This is a genomic window from Pseudomonadales bacterium (assembly GCA_024234435.1).
In the GTDB taxonomy this organism is placed as follows: Bacteria; Pseudomonadota; Gammaproteobacteria; order Pseudomonadales; family Porticoccaceae; genus JACKOF01.
Genome location: JACKOF010000001.1, coordinates 544,943 through 560,035 on the forward strand (window position 1 = coordinate 544,943; position 15,093 = coordinate 560,035).

The window sequence follows — 15,093 nt, forward strand, 5'->3', positions numbered from 1 at the left end:
GTTGCTTTCCGGGTTGCGACCTCAAGTTTCGGGGCTGGCTTTTCCGGTAGTAGCTACCCTGGTAATGGCTCCCTGGGCACCAGTTTATGGGTGGCCAGTTTTATGGGTGGAGAGTTTTATGGGTGGAGAGTTCTCCCGAATGAACTGTTCAATAACGGCGTTGAAAACGTCGTTGTTGTCACCCGCTACCATATGTGCGGCGTTATCAATTTCGATGTATTGAATCTGGGGCACAATCTGTTGCAAGGCCGCAACGCCGTTTTCCGAGACAATCTCGCTCTTGTCACCTTTCAATAACAGTATTGGTTGATCGAGTTGTGGGGCTACGGCCTCCATCCGCATGGCGAAGTAACTGGGGTCGTCAATACCATTCATGACAGCGGGGTCCCAATGCCAGAATAGGCGCCCGTTATCGCCGACCCGGAGGTTTTTTTTCAGACCCTCTGTGTTTTTTGGTCTGGGGCGGTGGGGGAGGTATTTTGCGACAGAATCAGCGGCTTCTTCGACGCTTTCAAAACCCTGCTCGTTGGCTGACATAAAGGCCCGTATCGCGTCTGTTCCAGACTTTTCCATTCTTGGCACGACATCAACCAGAATAATTGCCGAAATCTCGCTGGAGGTAAACTCTGCTGCCGCAACCAGGGAGATAACGCCTCCCAGGGAGGCGCCGACCAGTACGGCCGGTGTTTCAAGCATTGCAACAACGGCTTTCAGATCGGCGATGTGGGCATCCAGTGAATAATCGCCAGTTGGCGACCAGTCGCTTTCGCCGTGTCCGCGCAGATCAAGTGAGATCACATGATAATCCATGGCGACAAGTTCACTGGCGGCCTGTTTCCATGAGTGACGTGTCTGGCCGCCGCCATGAAGAAAAATGACAGCGGGGTTGGCTGGATTACCGCCAATATCGGCTGTCAGGTAAATGCCTTGTGAGCCTTCGAGTCGGGTTGCTTTCATGGGAGCCTTATTATGACTGTAGTTGCTTTTTTGTAACCGTTAGCGCTGTTGAGTTTTACTCAACATCCGCTTCCTATAGTAATCGGCATTAGGCAGTAATGGAATATCTTGCTTTGCCAATAAGAGTTTTGGGGTGGTTCGCTGTATCGGTGTGTGGGCGGCCGCCTGACTCTGGCGGGGCCTGGAATCACGAGTAACACGAGTAAAGAGTTGCGTTGTTTTAAATAAGTATAACTCATTAGCGGCCTTGACTATGGTTTCGTAGCCTACATATTCGGCCGCTCCTTTCGTTTGCTTAACGGTAATTTCCGGATTCATGGATTTGCGCGCCAACGATAATGCTCTTATTTAATGATTTGTATTCATTATTTTGTGTTGATTTCATGCTGTAGCGCATAAGATTATCACTGTTTTCTCCCTGTTTTATCCAGCTTATGGCTTGTTTTTCTGACTTTTATAGTTGTTGACAAAATTTGTTATTGTTTGCTAGTCTCACAAATGAATTCAATTCATTTGTGTTTTGTGTTGTAAATGGATTGGCTTAAATAATTAAAATCCTTAATTTTTAGCGAGGGGAGCAGAAATGGGAATAGTGAATTTAAATCATTTGAGTTGCTTTAAGAGGAAAGCGGTGGTTGCCGGTTTGTTGCTTTCAGCGCAATTGGTGCCAACCGTGGCCAACGCTGCACTTGAAGAGATAATTGTGACGGCGAACAAAAGGGCAGAGAGTGCCAATGATATTGGCCTTTCAATTTCAGCCATCTCAGGAGAGAAACTGGCGGAGCAAAAACTGACGAGCCTCGAAGAGATTACTTCCTCTGTGCCTGGACTGACATTTGCCACCAGCCAGCAAAATACGCCGATTCTTACACTGCGAGGTGTTGGTTTTAATGAAAGCTCTTTGGGTGTATACCCGGCCACGAGTTTGTATGTGGACGAGATTCCGTTGCCGTTTCCGGTGATGGCGGCTCATAGTGCTTATGACCTGGAGCGCGCAGAAGTGTTGAAAGGACCGCAGGGCGTATTGTTTGGTCAGAACTCAACTGGCGGGGCGATTAACTTTATCGCCGCCAAACCAACGGAAGAATTTTCCTATGGCGGGGATTTGAGTTATGGCAAATTTGACCGGGTTGAAGCCAATGGATTTGTTAATGGGGCCTTGAGTGATACCGTGAGTGCACGCTTGGCTTTTCAAACGGTGAATGCCGATGACTGGCAGGAAAGCGTAACAACTAACCAGGAAAATGGTGAAGAAGAATATACTGCTGCGCGACTTTCGGTCCGGTTTGAGCCGTCTGACAGTGCTGAAATCAATTTGAATATCAATGGTTGGACAGACAAGTCTGATCCACAGGCATCGCAATTTATAGCCGCGGTTCCAAAACGTTTTGATGCCGACATGGTAAATCCGCCTCTGCAGTTTGCGCATCCTTTCGCCGAGGAAGATCCTGAGTCGGCTGACTGGTCTTTTGAAAACTCGGGTGATAAGGAGTTTATTCAAGCCTCTGTGCGTGGTGATTTTGACCTGAGTGACAGTTTGACATTGACGGCGTTGGCTGCTCACAGTGATTATGAGCAAAATCAGGTGCAAGATGGTGACGGCTATGCGTTATCTACAGCTGATTTTCTCCATACAAAAGGAGATATTGAGTCCACTTTTATAGAAATACGCTTGTCGGGAGATAGCGATAACTTGCGTTGGGTGGTTGGTGCGAATTATGAAGATAGCAGCACCTATGAAGATCAACTGCTGCAATTACTGAATAGTACCAGTAACCGTGCTGGAGTCAGTATTAATCGTAGTGGTACTACCAACGAGCAGGATATTGAGTCCTACGCAATATTTGGCAATGTGGATTTTGATATAGCTGAAGACCTGACGTTGAAGACGGGTGCTCGTTACACTGATACGGAAATTGATGGCGAAGTCTGCTTTTTCTATCCGTACAATGCACCAGGCGAGCCAGATATTAGCGGTACGGGGTTGAACAGTAATGGTACTTTTACATTCAATTTCCTCGGAACTCTTGCAGGGGTTCCGTTTGATCCGATTGATCCATTTGACTGCGCTGCGCTAAATGGACCAACGCTGGAAGGCGTTCCGGGATTCCCATTTAAGGAAACGCTAGCTGAAGATAATGTATCCTGGCGTATTGGACTCGATTGGCAGGCTTCAGATGATGCCTTGATTTATGCCAATATTTCTCAGGGCTATAAAGCGGGCAGCTTTCCTACGATTGCCGCAGCGACGCATATTCAGCTTGCTCCAGTGGTAGAAGAGTCTGTATTAGCCTACGAAGCAGGTTTCAAGGTTTCATTAGCTGATAGTTCTGTGCAGTGGAATGGTGCAGTTTTCCACTACGATTATGAGGACAAGCAGGTCCGCGGCAAGCTTTTGGATCCAGTATTTGGCACTTTAGATCGTCTTGTTAACGTTCCAGAATCAACCATCACCGGTATTGAGACAGATATCACAGCGCAATTAACTGATGAGCTAACTCTGACAATTGCTGCCACTTACGTGAAGTCTGAGGTGGACAAATACGAGGGTTACGATGTTTTGGGTAACCTGCGTGATTTGTCGGGTAATGACTTACCGCTGACTCCGGAACTAACTTATAGTGCTGATCTGGATTATCGTACGTCTTTGGATAACGGCGGCACGTTCTTTATGGGCGTGAATGTGATCGGTCAGTCCGATTCGGACGGCGCCTTTGATGCTGACGATATCACGCTGGCATACGCTCCTGCACCAGGCGCATCTCCAGTTAACGGTCTTGCAGCAGGTTTTCATAAATCCATTACCGACAATTACCTGGAAATTGATGGATATACAACTGTCGGTGCACGTATTGGTTATGAATCTGAAGACGGTCACTGGAAAGTAATGCTCTGGGGTAAAAATATAACGGATGAGTATTACTGGAATGCGGTTAACTCTTCATCCGAAGCAGCTTCCCGTGTCGCCGGTCGTCCCAGGACTTACGGATTAACAGTGGGATATCGCTACTAAGTACAGTTTGTTTAGTAGTTGCAATTAAAAAGAGGTCTATATGGCCTCTTTTTTTATACGCTCAAAACAGTAACTATTTGTTTTGGTTTTTATTTGTCTTCAAATATAGGGGCTCGTTTTTCTTTAAAGGCATCCACCGCTTCTGTGTGATCGAAGGTCTCGTGGAGCATGACTTGTTGACGGTCTTCCATTGTTAATGCAGCATCAAACGACCCGGCATTGAGCGACATGTTGAGTGTTTCTTTAGTTAACCTCAGGCCTAGTGGCGAGGCTTTTAACATGTCTTCAGCCAATGATTCCCCAGTTGCCAATAAAGATTCCAGCTCAACGACCTGGCTTAACAACCCGGTTGTCAGGGCTCTTTCTGCATGCATGAAATTACCGGTTAATAATAATTCCGAAGCTGCTGCCATACCTATCAATCGGGGCAATAAATAACCTGAGCCCATATCGCAACCACCAAGACCAATTCGCAAGTAGGCCGCACTAACACGTGTGTTAGGGCAGCCGATGCGGACATCTGCACCAAGAGTGAGAGAGAAACCTCCACCGACAGCTGCGCCCTGAATCAGGCAGATGATGGGCTGCGGGCAATAACGCATTGCGCGGATGATGCCGGAATAGAGTTGCTGCATGTCGAGCTGTTTATGGATACGGCCCTCTGTGTCTTTCACGAAAGCCGGAGAATCCAGGTCGGCGCCAGCAGAAAAGTGTTTGCCTTCGCTGCGCAGTATGACAACGCGAACCTCTTTTCGGGAAGCTAGCTGAGTGAAATATTCGGACAGGGCTTTCGCCATATCGACATCTATTGCGTTCATTTGCTCGGCACGGTTTAGCGTGACAGTTTCCACGCCGTTGTTATTGTCAATCAGGATTGGGGAGGTCATGTTTGGTTCCGGATAGTCTAAAGGTTTTTATGATAGTTGTTCGCGTCAAGCATCATTACAATGTAACCTAAAGTCAGCGTAATCTAAAGATGCATGTGTCGAAAAGTAAAAAAGGGCTTCACAATGGAAGCCCTTTTTCGTGGTGCTTTGTTTTGCCAGTGCCTGATTTTGGACAACAGCACGTCTTCTCCTATTTATTAACAAGTGATTTGGATGGGAGAAGAGGTGGTCTTCAGAAACCCATTGGCTTAAACCACTCTTGCCCACGATTCGTTGATAGGCGGGCGTAATCCAGAATAGGTTGCCGGGCAGCTGCTTTAAAGGCAGCGCTGGCGTCGTCGGCAATGATGAGCTTTTCTGTTGCAATAGAAAGTGATATTCGACAAGCGTTTTTTATTGCTTTCGAAACTTCCGACATGGCCGCTTGAGTTTGTTCGCCACCGTCAGCAATTGAAAGCAGTTGATGGGCCAGCTCGGACAGATCATGGTATTCCTGTTGATCAATTTCGGCTTCTTTTCCTTGCTGCTGAATCAGGGCGTTAATATGCCCCATCAGAAGGCCTGCCTGCTCTTGAGCAAGTGAGTCAGTTGGGTCCAGCGCAGGAAGAATACTCTCGCTCATGGCGCGCATCATGGTATTTAGTCGTAGTTCTGTAGAGGGGATCATTTGGCGTTTCCTCTTTCTAGTAATGCGTGAAGGTCGGACAAGAACGCATAACCGGCGGCGGCCAACCAGCTTAACAGCGCGTCCTGATGATTGTGGGTATTGCGAGCGGCGTTGACAGACGTTGCCAAGCAGATAGCGACGCATTTGTATAATCCGAGCACCTGATAAAAATACAAAGAGTTCATATTAACCGGGCGACCGGTCATTTCGCTGTATTGGCCACAGAGTTCTTCGAGAGGCATCAGGCTCGAGGCTAAAAGCACGCCATCTTCAACAGTACTCCAGCTTCTGATAGCGGCCCATGCAAGATCCTCGTGGTAGTCACCAATATGAATCAGTTCCCAATCGAGGATGGTAGTGATGTCCAGTGTTTCTTCGTCATAGAGATAGTTGCCGGTTCGATAATCCGAGTGAACAAACACCAGATCATCAGGATTTGCTGCGGGTAAGTTATCTCGCATCCATTGCTCTGCCAACCCCATTAATGGGTAGCCCTCGGAAACATCATCGTGCCAGACTTTTGTCCACCAATTAAGCTGCCAGCGGGCCGCCTGAAATGGGTCTTCTGTTGGTGCCTGAAAGCAGTCGTATCCACAATCGCGCCAGTCAACGGAATGCATAGCGGCGAAGTACTTCATGAACGGTTTGCTCAGTGCTTCACGGGTAGTTTTGTCAAAAGCTGTGCCGAAGCCGGAAACGTTACTGGTGCTGTTGCTGGGTTTCGTCACCCCTGAGATAAAGTCTGTGATTACTGCTGGCCGACCGAGTTTGTCGCCGTTGTAATCGGCCCATAACACCTTGGGTACCGGTACGACGCCCTGCATTAAATCCAGAATAGCTGCCTCTCTTTCCCGGCTGGTGACTACTGCACTCTCCAGCGGGTCCATGCGCAAGACACAGCGTTGAGTTGGGGCGCCAGTCTGGGTTAAGTTAAAGACAAATTGTTCTTTTGAGGCGCCTCCACCGAGTCGTTTCAGGCCTTCTACGCCGGGTGACATGAGTGATGATTCATTTTTAAAAAAAGATTCCAGTGATGTTTGTACTTCCGGAAGTGTTCTCACCTTATAGGCAGGCTCCGCTCTAACGAGCAGGGAGTCATTGAGCATTTTTTCGATTTCGGGTTCGAAATCGGTTCTATTCTGTTTTGAGTTAACTGTCATAATTTTTTCCCGTGGGAGTTCATTACTTTGTTTTGTTATTCACTGCCGAGTCTTAATCGATGGTTTTGTCTTTCATATAACCAATCAGGTCATTGGGCCACATCATTTCCATCCATCCACCGCCGTCGACGCCATCAATGGACAGGTTGAGGGGGCATTCAAAAAGGGTGATCAGCTCGTGAACCGGGAAAGGGAACGCGTGGTAAGCCGTCGCGCTAAGGTCGGTTATTCGCCCCTTACTGTCAGTGATTTTTGCTGACACTGATTTTGGGCTTAACCCTTTATTGCATGAGAAGTCGGTATCGACCGCTACAACCTGTGCCATTTCACCCTCTTTGCAAACAAACCCACATAAATGGCTTTTGCCCAGTGCAAACAGCTCCCAGAAATGCAGGCTCAGATTTGGGCCTGCCTGTGCATGAACCCACTTCCAGTGTTGATTAACGGCCCATTCGCGGGTTCCCCAAGAGTGATCTCGTTGCCCGTAGCCATCAAATTCAATGGTGCGCCCGTCAAATTCGACTTTGCCGTGGGCACGCCCCTGCTGTTCAAAGCGGTCGTTGGCAATCCACTGTGGGCAGCCGTTTTCGTGAGTGCTGTAGGCGTAGGCAGGATGGTTGGCTTCAAAGTGATATTCCACTTTGACACGCTCGCTCTTGAATGTAAGTGAAGCCGTTTTGAGTGGCTCTTTCAATTGTTTATGGAGGCCGCCAACGTGCCAATCATAGAAGTCCATTTCAGCCGGTACGGGGATGTCATCGCAGAGTTCAAAAATTGGTGTATCTCCAACGCCAGCGCCAAATAGCGTTACTGCTGCACCGGCCTTACCCAAGCCGTTGACCCAAGTGTAGAGAAAGCCACCAATGTTCTCTTCGGGGATTTCAATCATGTATGCGGTAGATTCTCTTGCCAGCTCTGATCCATCCAGTTTGTGGCGGTTGTCGTGTTTAACATTCAGGGCGGGAATGTCTGTTGTGATGTCCGGGTACATGGCGTTACCTTCTGTTTTTGGGTGAATTTTTCGATTTTTATCGGCTTGTTGCCGATCGCCGGTGATCTACCCCTCAAATGACGTTGCCTGACAATATGTATGCGGGTACATCGGGTTGTTATTGTTTTCGTGACTCTGCCTGTATCTGTTTTTGGGTGCTCCGGTTTTTTTCATCGGAACAAAACCTTCCAGTTTGCAGGTTACTGTTTTATCTAAATACCACTATGGGGAAGATTCTACAACTCTCGTAAAAGTGAGTCTTTCATAATCCATTGTATTTTTTTCACATTCTTGATTTTCGGTGCAGGTGCTGTGTTCTTTAGCGAATCGTTTGTCAACGGATACCAAATAGTGGCTTTTCTGTGATGGTGAAGGTGTCTGATTTCCTGTAGTTTTACATAATGCTTATAAAACGAATGACGATACCCGTAAAGGTTACCGTTTTTGGTTCTGTTTGTGATTGGAAAAAATAATTATGAAAAATTTGTCAGTTCCCGATGCAATGATTAAACAGTCCAGAGTTATCAATCAATCGCATGGCATTGACGCCTTCGTCGAAGCGACTGGCATGGGGGTTTCCAATTGTCTGATACAACGGTGGCACGGTTATCTGGATGAGTACGATATAGAACCCTTAACGTATCCACTATTGACCGTGATTTATGGTGGGCGTGCGAAAATAAGACGCATGATTGATCGGGAAAACCTGTCTGTTGATTATGCCATGCCGGGTGATATCACAATTGTTCCTCGCGACCAGGCCATGCGATGGAGCATTAACCGCGAGGTGGATGTGGTAGCCGTGATGTTTCAGAATCCTGCTACCTGTGACTGTTTGCAGGACCTGTATGATCAAATTCTGAGTCAATCTGATGACAGTGTATTTGTTGGCTCGTTTACTAACGCCTACATTTATACTGCGTGCAATCATTTAACCAATGTTCTGTCAGCTTCGGAAAAGCCCCCGCAAACCTATATTGAGGCACAACTGTTAGCTCTGGAGTTGTATATTCTCAACTACCTTGGCAAAAAAGATAATGGTCTGAAACCGACGAAGGATTTTTATTCCCGGCAGGTGGCGTATACCCTGCAGCGGTTAACATTGGAGATCAAGAACAGAATACGTGTGGAGGATATTGCGCATGAGCTAAATATCTCTCCATCCTACCTGACACGAAAATTCAAGGAGGAAGTGGGTGTTTCACCGCATCATTTGTTATTGTTGAAAAGAATAAAGCGAGCGCAAGAACTGTTAGCAAATACGGATATCGATATTTTGACCATTTCGCTTGAGTCCGGTTTTTCGAGCCAGAGTCACTTGACCCGATACTTTTCCAAAGAACTTGGTATGTCGCCGCTCAAGTTTCGACAGCGCGCCCGGAACAACGGTACGGGCTTCTAGAGTTTATTCACTTTTAACTATGATGACTTGTGCTTTGCCCGCCATTCCTTTGGTGACATTCCCGTCCAGCTTTTGAAGCTTCGGCTGAATACGGCAACTTCGGCAAAGCCGAGATTCAGTGCCAGATCGGTTATGGATATAGAGCCCTGGGCCAGGTGCTGTTCGGCAATGGTTTGTCGCGTTTTATTGAGCAGATCCCGGTAGTTGGTTTGTTCCTGCTGTAATTTCAGCTGCAGCATTCTTGGATGTAAATCCAGATTGGCGGCTACTTTCTCGATGCTACATTCACCTGATGGCAGAAGTTGACCGATAATAACCCGTGCCTGGTTTTGCAGGCTATTCGGGTAGCACGCTTGAAGGTGATTAAGTTGCTGCTGAAAATGCAACTGTATTGCTGTTTCGTCAAGACTGGTTTTCTGTTGCAGCACTTTTGCTGGCAGAATCAGGCCGTCAAAGGTGCTGCTGAACTGGGTTTGCGGGTAATACCGGCTGCGGGTATCAGTTGACCCGGAAGGCGGTGGCTGAACCAGATTAAGTTTTAATGCGTAGCGGTCTAAACCCGTTAACCGGGAGGTAATATTAGCCATGTGGGCAACGGATAGCTGTGTCAACTGATTGAGACCTAGGGGGGTCTGGAAGTCGAAACTCATCACCAGTTGAACATCTTTACCATGTGTTATCTGTGCAATGTGAACGCCATTGGCTACCAGGTAGATATGACGATCCAGCTCGGCTAGCGCCTGCCCGACAGTGGGCTCCTGAGAAATAGTCGTAGGCAGATCGCCGAGAACACCAGGAGCATTTCTCTCTGCCAGCAAAAGGCCAAACAGGGGTGCCCCACACCTGACCGCACACTTTTCCAGCAGTAGTGCCATTTTCGCGTAGGAAATATAGCTGTTGGGGTTGCGGAACAGAGCATCGCTCAACCCTGTTTCGTGAATCAGCTGAACAGGGTTTGCACCGAAGTTCTGTACGAGTGACTCAAACCCGGAGATAGCGCCACTTCTTACTAGATACATAATGGTTTGCTTGCTTGAGAGTAATTTCGTAAAAGATCAAGTATTTTTCGCAAATAGTCAAGTTGATCAAGTTGTGAGCGTTTAGTATATCTTTTCAATATTGGCGCCAATGTAATACGTCAAAAGTGCAATACATAAATACATAAATAAAGAAATGAGAAAGCAGATCAATTAATGGGGGAATGCAATGTACGACGAAATCAAACTTGCTCGAGCTGATCTGGCCATCGATCCAGTTCATGACAATAGGCATGAACTCCCTGACGCTGAGTTTGCACGAGAGTCCATTCCTTATACGATTCATTTACCCGATGAGGGCATTGCCGCATTTACCTATACTTGGGTCAACAAAGCGGGGGAAGCCGGTGCGGCGCTGGCGATATTCGGTCCCGGTGTTGGAAGTCAGCCAATTCAACAGCGTTTGGCCGACAGAAAAATTTCTGATGATATGGATTTTTCTGACTGGCAAATTGAAAACTATTCCCTTAAGCAGGATTTGAAATTCCAGCACGCAGATGTGTGTTGGAAAACTGATGAGGCGACAATTGAGTTCAGTTTTGATGCGTTACACCCTCCTTATGCCTACGGCTCTCATAAGGACGGTTGCCCGGGGTATACAGCGGTGAATCGTATTGAGCAGGCGGGCCGTGCCAAAGGCCGATTTGTCTTGAATGGCAAGGAAACTATTTTTGATGCCTTTGCTCATCGGGACCACAGTTGGGGTTCGCGTGTCTGGGGTGCTTTCCAGCATTACAACTGGTTCGAAGGTAAATCTGCTGATGGTTGTGTCTCTGTTCATTACTGGCGTTATTTTGCACTTGGCCGGGATAATCTACGCGGATACGTCTGTAAAGACGGTATATTGGCGGAAATTACCGATATTAAAACAGATGTTCAGTTTGATCGGGACCTTTGGCAGCAGTCGCTCAAGACAACAGTTTATGATGAGGCTGGCAGGGAAACCGAGATTGTGGCGGCGTTCTACGGGCACTATCCATTGATCCCCGATCCGGATATTGTGTTGCGAGAGGGCGCTGCGCGTGCCACTTATGATGGTCAGCCGGGATTTGCCTGGCTGGAAGTGTGCTGGCCGGCGGATTACCTTGAGTTCGTCAATAAAAATGGTCCATTTTAATTAGGAGGGGCAGTGAATGAGTAACAGTCAAAGTAATACAATTGATTATCGGCAATATCCAACTGATGCATTTATCGAGCAGTTGAGGCAACGGTTTCCTACCGATGCCGAGGTTGATGCGGTGTTGACACGTAAGATGCAGAATCGTGCTAAAAGAACTGGCACTTATACACCGGTCACTTTGGACGAGCTGGTAGAGGGTACTCGTAAGCTGCTTGAAAATAAGGTGTCTGGCGAATTTCGACTGGAAAAACCTCGCTGGTTATCTGGCGGTGCATCCATGTTACAGATGGCGTTTGAGCTACATTGGCATGGCGAGGATGGCAGCTCTTCTGAAGAAGTCGTTACCCCGATGGTATTACGGATGTGCCCAATGGAGCCGGTGGTTGAAACCAGCTTCTTGCGCGAAGCCGAGATTGTTCAGGTAGTTGCCGATGCTGGAATTATGCCGGTTCCCAAAAGCTATTGGATTGACGAAACTGGCGAGTTTCTGCCTTATCCCGCCATTGTCTACGGTTTCGTTACGGGGGTGGCAAAGCCCTCGGCAATTCCATCGACCCAGGTGACGGGTGTGGGTTTGAACTTTGGGCCGGAGCTACGGAAAAAACTGGCTCCCCAGGTTGTTGCTCAAATTGCGAACCTCCATAAATTTGACGCCAGTGCTCTTGATATTGCCGGTTTCGACAAAGTAGAAGCCGGTAGTAATGAAAGTGTGGTCAAGGAGATTAACTGGTGGCACCGTGTCTGGGAAGAAGATCGCGGCGAGGAAGAGCCTTTGATTCAGGCTGCGGCTAACTGGTTAAAGCGCAATGCACCACCAGTTGATCATGTCTCCATTGTTCACAATGACCTGCGCAGTGGTAATTTTCTGTTTGATGAAGATAAAGCGGAAATAACATCCTGGCTGGATTGGGAGCTGGTTAGTCTGGGTGACCGACATCAGGATCTGGGTTGGTTAACGGCTTATCAGTTTGGTCATTTTGCCGAAGATGGTGAAACGTACTTGGCCAGCGGTTTAATGCCGACGGCCGATTTGTTGAAAGAATACGAAAAAGCCACCGGCCTGCCGGTTGATCCGGTACGGTTGAAATACTACGACGTAATGAATACCTGGAAGGCCGCCATCATATGCATGGGTACTGGTTATCGGGTCTCTAAAGGCGGTAAAAGCCACCAGGATGTTGTGGTTTGTTGGCTTTCTTCTATCAGTTATTTGTTGCTGGCAGGATTGAAAAAAACCTTAGAGGAGGCAATGGCATGATCCCGGATATCGAAGTTCAATTACAGGTCATTATCAAGTCGTTGAAAGACAACGTTGTTCCGGCTATTGATACAGAAAACGAGCTGGCACAACAACAGATTCAACTTTCTCTGGCTGCGCTGGATATCACCTTAGGCCATTTGCCATTGGTACACAGTACGATGCGAAAGGATTTGCAGGAGCACTCGAATGTGGCACAACGGTTGATCGAGCTGGTTGTTGATGATGAAACCAAAGTGAGCCTAAAGGCAGCGATTGAAGCAGCCAGTAGCGCGCTGGAAAACCCCGAGAATGGTTTCGTTCAATTGCAGCAGCAAGCACGTTTGTTGCGTGATGTTATTGGCTCCGCCATTGCTGCGAACGCGGAAGGTGATCAAGCCGAGGCAATAGAAAAGCTGGTGCTGGAAACCAGTGAAAAGACATTAATGTTGGGGCGAGCCTGGAATAAACCCATGGGGTTCGAGCCGGACCCTGATGCAGTTCAGGAGCTTTCCGCTCAGCTTGGGTTGTCAGCGTAAATATTACGGTACTTCGAGTTGTTTGCCCTCCGGCAATCGGCTCGAAGTATATAACCAGCCGAGCAATACTCAGTGCACATGCAAGCTATCAATAGTTAAGGTCAAATGATGATTAAAGGATTGTTCTTCGATGTGGGCGGTACACTTTACAGTTACAGCAGGTACCCTGATGTGATGTTGAGCGTGTGCCAGCAGGTGCGTGAACGCCACAGTCTCGGGCTGTCTGCAGAAGAGTTGGTACCTCGCTTGATGGAGGCCACAAAAGCAGCCGATGTGAAGTTTACAGAGCGTTCTTTTTACCTTTTTCAGCATTATTTTGAAGAGATTTGTCGCCAGTTTTTCGCCAAGATTGAGTTGTCGTCACCTGCGGAGGAGATCAGTTGGTGCTCGAACTTGATGGAAAACGGTCTGGTTACTCAGCTGGAACTGAAACCGGATTGCCACCAGACGTTGGCATCACTGAAAGCTCAAGGGCTATACACCAGCGTGGTATCCAACAGTGATATTCACCAATTGGATACATTGATTGAGCGAGGGAATCTTGCGGAATATTTTGACCATATCACCAGTTCAGAAGCAGCCGCCTCTTGTAAGCCCGATAAAGGTTTTTTTGAAGTGGCATTGAACAAATCCGGCCTTGATCCCGAGCAGGTTTTGTTTATAGGCGATTCGCTTGAGCAGGATATTGCCGGGGCTAAATCTGTGGGCATCAAAACCGTCCTCATTACGGAAGAGGGCATGATCACACCGATGCACATTGGCGGTGAAGCAGTAGAACCGGATTTTCGGATAACAGAACTTTCCGAGCTGCTGACGCTAGTGGGTGAAAACAATAATTAAACAACTTCGACGCGATTGCAGGGCTGAATTTCAGCGTTGAATACCTCTTACAGGAGTAAATTTACAATGACGCATCCTTATTACCCCGAACTTGGTTATTGGACACTTGGCGGGCATATTCCCGATCCAACACCACTCATTGATCAAGCTAAAGAAGGTGAGCGAATTGGCTTGTCGACGGTCTGGATCAGCGAACGCCCCGGCACTAAAGATATTGGTGTGCTCAGTGGTGCAGCTTTGGCCGCAGCGCCAAACTCGACGATTGCTTCCGGGCTTATTCAGAACCTGCAAACGCGCAACCCGCTGGTGGTTGCCTCATATGCTTCCACAATGATGCTGATGACGGGCAACAAGTTTATTCTGGGTATGGGGCATGGCCAGCCTAAATTGTCGGATATGTTTGGCGTACCTCGTTCGACCATGCCGTTAATTGGGCGCTATATCGACACACTCAAGGCGTTATGGCGTGGCGAGGTGGTGACGGCGGAGCACGATGGCTGGAAGCTCGACAATGCCGCTTTGGGGGTGACACTGGAAGTACCGCCGCCAATCTATATGGGGGCAATGGGTGACAAGACTCTGGCATGGGCAGGACGGCATGCTGATGGTGTTATTTTATATTCATGTTTGAACAAACAGGCAGTAGAGCATTCAGTTAAGGTGGTGAAGACAGCCGCGGAAGAAGCCGGCCGCAATCCTGCCGATGTGAAAATATGTGGCGTGGCAGTAACGGCCTGTGATGTTAGCGAAGAGAAAATGCTTAACTATATTGTACGCCGTATGATTACTTATTTTATGTTACCCAATATCGATGTTTTGATTCGTGTGAATGGTTGGGACCCCGACAAGGCGCAGCAGATAAAGGCTGCTGTGATGGAGGATGCCGGTAAGTCAAAAGGTGGTATGGGGGATGAAAGTGTGTCCCGTGAGCTGGATACATTGCGCCGGTTTCGGGATATGTTCCCGCAAGAGTGGATTAACGACTGCAACGCGGTGGGTGATGCGGATACCTGTGCCGGCTATATGAGAATGCTGCTTGATTCCGGTGCCGACAAAGTGATTATTCACGGCAGTCCACCTTCTGATCTGGGTTCGTTGCTGGCGGCTTGGCCAAAACACCGGCCAGAGGGACAGGGACTCTAATCCGTTCGCTAAACAGGTAAATGACAAGTTTACATGCCCGTCGAGCGAGTGCCGAGGCAGGTAATTGATAACATCGATGTTTTATTAAAACTGGCTCTTA

Annotated in this window: 13 protein-coding genes; 7 read left to right on the plus strand and 6 right to left on the minus strand. The window is 47.9% G+C overall.

The annotated features are described in order from the left end of the window. Nucleotides 1-84 precede the first annotated feature (84 nt). Nucleotides 85-957, minus strand: a complete 873-nt coding sequence (locus tag H7A02_02555) for an alpha/beta hydrolase (GenBank protein ID MCP5171139.1) — start codon at nt 955-957, stop codon at nt 85-87. Between the two features lie 583 nt (nt 958-1,540). Between H7A02_02555 and H7A02_02560 the strand changes: the two genes are divergently transcribed. Beyond that, on the plus strand, nt 1,541-3,970 hold the full coding sequence (locus H7A02_02560; GenBank protein MCP5171140.1) for a TonB-dependent receptor: 2,430 nt from the start codon (nt 1,541-1,543) through the stop codon (nt 3,968-3,970). 89 nt (nt 3,971-4,059) lie between these two features. On the opposite strand, the gene H7A02_02565 is transcribed toward H7A02_02560, so the two are convergent. The 4 genes from H7A02_02565 to H7A02_02580 form a co-directional block, all read right to left on the minus strand. Beyond that, nucleotides 4,060-4,857, minus strand: a complete 798-nt coding sequence (locus H7A02_02565; GenBank protein ID MCP5171141.1) for an enoyl-CoA hydratase/isomerase family protein — start codon at nt 4,855-4,857, stop codon at nt 4,060-4,062. A 232-nt stretch (nt 4,858-5,089) separates the two neighbouring features. Continuing rightward, nucleotides 5,090-5,524: a hypothetical protein gene (locus tag H7A02_02570; protein MCP5171142.1), complete on the minus strand. Its 435-nt coding sequence runs from the start codon at nt 5,522-5,524 to the stop codon at nt 5,090-5,092. After that, a complete protein-coding gene (locus H7A02_02575) occupies nt 5,521-6,684 on the minus strand; it encodes a phosphotransferase family protein (GenBank protein MCP5171143.1) in 1,164 nt (387 codons plus the stop codon). Before H7A02_02575 ends, H7A02_02570 begins: the two co-directional genes overlap by 4 nt. 52 nt (nt 6,685-6,736) lie before the next feature. Continuing rightward, nucleotides 6,737-7,675 carry a hypothetical protein gene (locus H7A02_02580; protein MCP5171144.1) on the minus strand — a complete coding sequence of 313 codons (939 nt, stop codon included), beginning with the start codon at nt 7,673-7,675 and terminating at the stop codon, nt 6,737-6,739. A gap of 475 nt (nt 7,676-8,150) precedes the next feature. Between H7A02_02580 and H7A02_02585 the strand changes: the two genes are divergently transcribed. Beyond that, on the plus strand, nt 8,151-9,077 hold the full coding sequence (locus H7A02_02585; GenBank protein ID MCP5171145.1) for a helix-turn-helix transcriptional regulator: 927 nt from the start codon (nt 8,151-8,153) through the stop codon (nt 9,075-9,077). Between the two features lie 17 nt (nt 9,078-9,094). Here the strand turns inward: H7A02_02585 and H7A02_02590 are convergent, their stop codons facing one another. Beyond that, on the minus strand, nt 9,095-10,096 hold the full coding sequence (locus H7A02_02590; GenBank protein MCP5171146.1) for an AraC family transcriptional regulator ligand-binding domain-containing protein: 1,002 nt from the start codon (nt 10,094-10,096) through the stop codon (nt 9,095-9,097). A 187-nt stretch (nt 10,097-10,283) separates the two neighbouring features. Between H7A02_02590 and H7A02_02595 the strand changes: the two genes are divergently transcribed. From H7A02_02595 to H7A02_02615, 5 genes are all read left to right on the plus strand, one after another. After that, complete coding sequence (locus tag H7A02_02595; GenBank protein ID MCP5171147.1) at nt 10,284-11,231, plus strand: hypothetical protein; 948 nt, start codon at nt 10,284-10,286, stop codon at nt 11,229-11,231. Nucleotides 11,232-11,247: 16 nt separating this feature from the next. After that, entirely contained in the window at nt 11,248-12,492 is a 1,245-nt protein-coding gene (locus H7A02_02600) for a phosphotransferase family protein (protein MCP5171148.1), read from the plus strand. Beyond that, nucleotides 12,489-13,010 (plus strand): hypothetical protein, encoded by a 522-nt coding sequence (locus H7A02_02605; protein MCP5171149.1) that lies wholly within the window; start codon nt 12,489-12,491, stop codon nt 13,008-13,010. Before H7A02_02600 ends, H7A02_02605 begins: the two co-directional genes overlap by 4 nt. Nucleotides 13,011-13,115: 105 nt before the next feature. Continuing rightward, entirely contained in the window at nt 13,116-13,850 is a 735-nt protein-coding gene (locus H7A02_02610) for an HAD family hydrolase (GenBank protein MCP5171150.1), read from the plus strand. Nucleotides 13,851-13,916: 66 nt separating this feature from the next. Further along, the gene (locus H7A02_02615) at nt 13,917-14,993 is read left to right on the plus strand and encodes a TIGR03857 family LLM class F420-dependent oxidoreductase (GenBank protein MCP5171151.1); all 1,077 of its coding nucleotides are present in this window, start codon (nt 13,917-13,919) and stop codon (nt 14,991-14,993) included. The last annotated feature ends 100 nt before the right edge of the window (nt 14,994-15,093 follow it).

Coding starts and splice junctions, on each gene's coding strand:
- H7A02_02560 (MCP5171140.1), top strand. CDS start 1,541: ATGGGAATAGTGAATTTAAATCATTTGAGTTGCTTTAAGAGGAAAGCG.
- H7A02_02605 (MCP5171149.1), top strand. CDS start 12,489: ATGATCCCGGATATCGAAGTTCAATTACAGGTCATTATCAAGTCGTTG.
- H7A02_02585 (MCP5171145.1), top strand. CDS start 8,151: ATGAAAAATTTGTCAGTTCCCGATGCAATGATTAAACAGTCCAGAGTT.
- H7A02_02565 (MCP5171141.1), bottom strand. CDS start 4,857: ATGACCTCCCCAATCCTGATTGACAATAACAACGGCGTGGAAACTGTC.
- H7A02_02600 (MCP5171148.1), top strand. CDS start 11,248: ATGAGTAACAGTCAAAGTAATACAATTGATTATCGGCAATATCCAACT.
- H7A02_02615 (MCP5171151.1), top strand. CDS start 13,917: ATGACGCATCCTTATTACCCCGAACTTGGTTATTGGACACTTGGCGGG.
- H7A02_02570 (MCP5171142.1), bottom strand. CDS start 5,524: ATGATCCCCTCTACAGAACTACGACTAAATACCATGATGCGCGCCATG.
- H7A02_02575 (MCP5171143.1), bottom strand. CDS start 6,684: ATGACAGTTAACTCAAAACAGAATAGAACCGATTTCGAACCCGAAATC.
- H7A02_02590 (MCP5171146.1), bottom strand. CDS start 10,096: ATGTATCTAGTAAGAAGTGGCGCTATCTCCGGGTTTGAGTCACTCGTA.
- H7A02_02555 (MCP5171139.1), bottom strand. CDS start 957: ATGAAAGCAACCCGACTCGAAGGCTCACAAGGCATTTACCTGACAGCC.
- H7A02_02580 (MCP5171144.1), bottom strand. CDS start 7,675: ATGTACCCGGACATCACAACAGACATTCCCGCCCTGAATGTTAAACAC.
- H7A02_02610 (MCP5171150.1), top strand. CDS start 13,116: ATGATGATTAAAGGATTGTTCTTCGATGTGGGCGGTACACTTTACAGT.
- H7A02_02595 (MCP5171147.1), top strand. CDS start 10,284: ATGTACGACGAAATCAAACTTGCTCGAGCTGATCTGGCCATCGATCCA.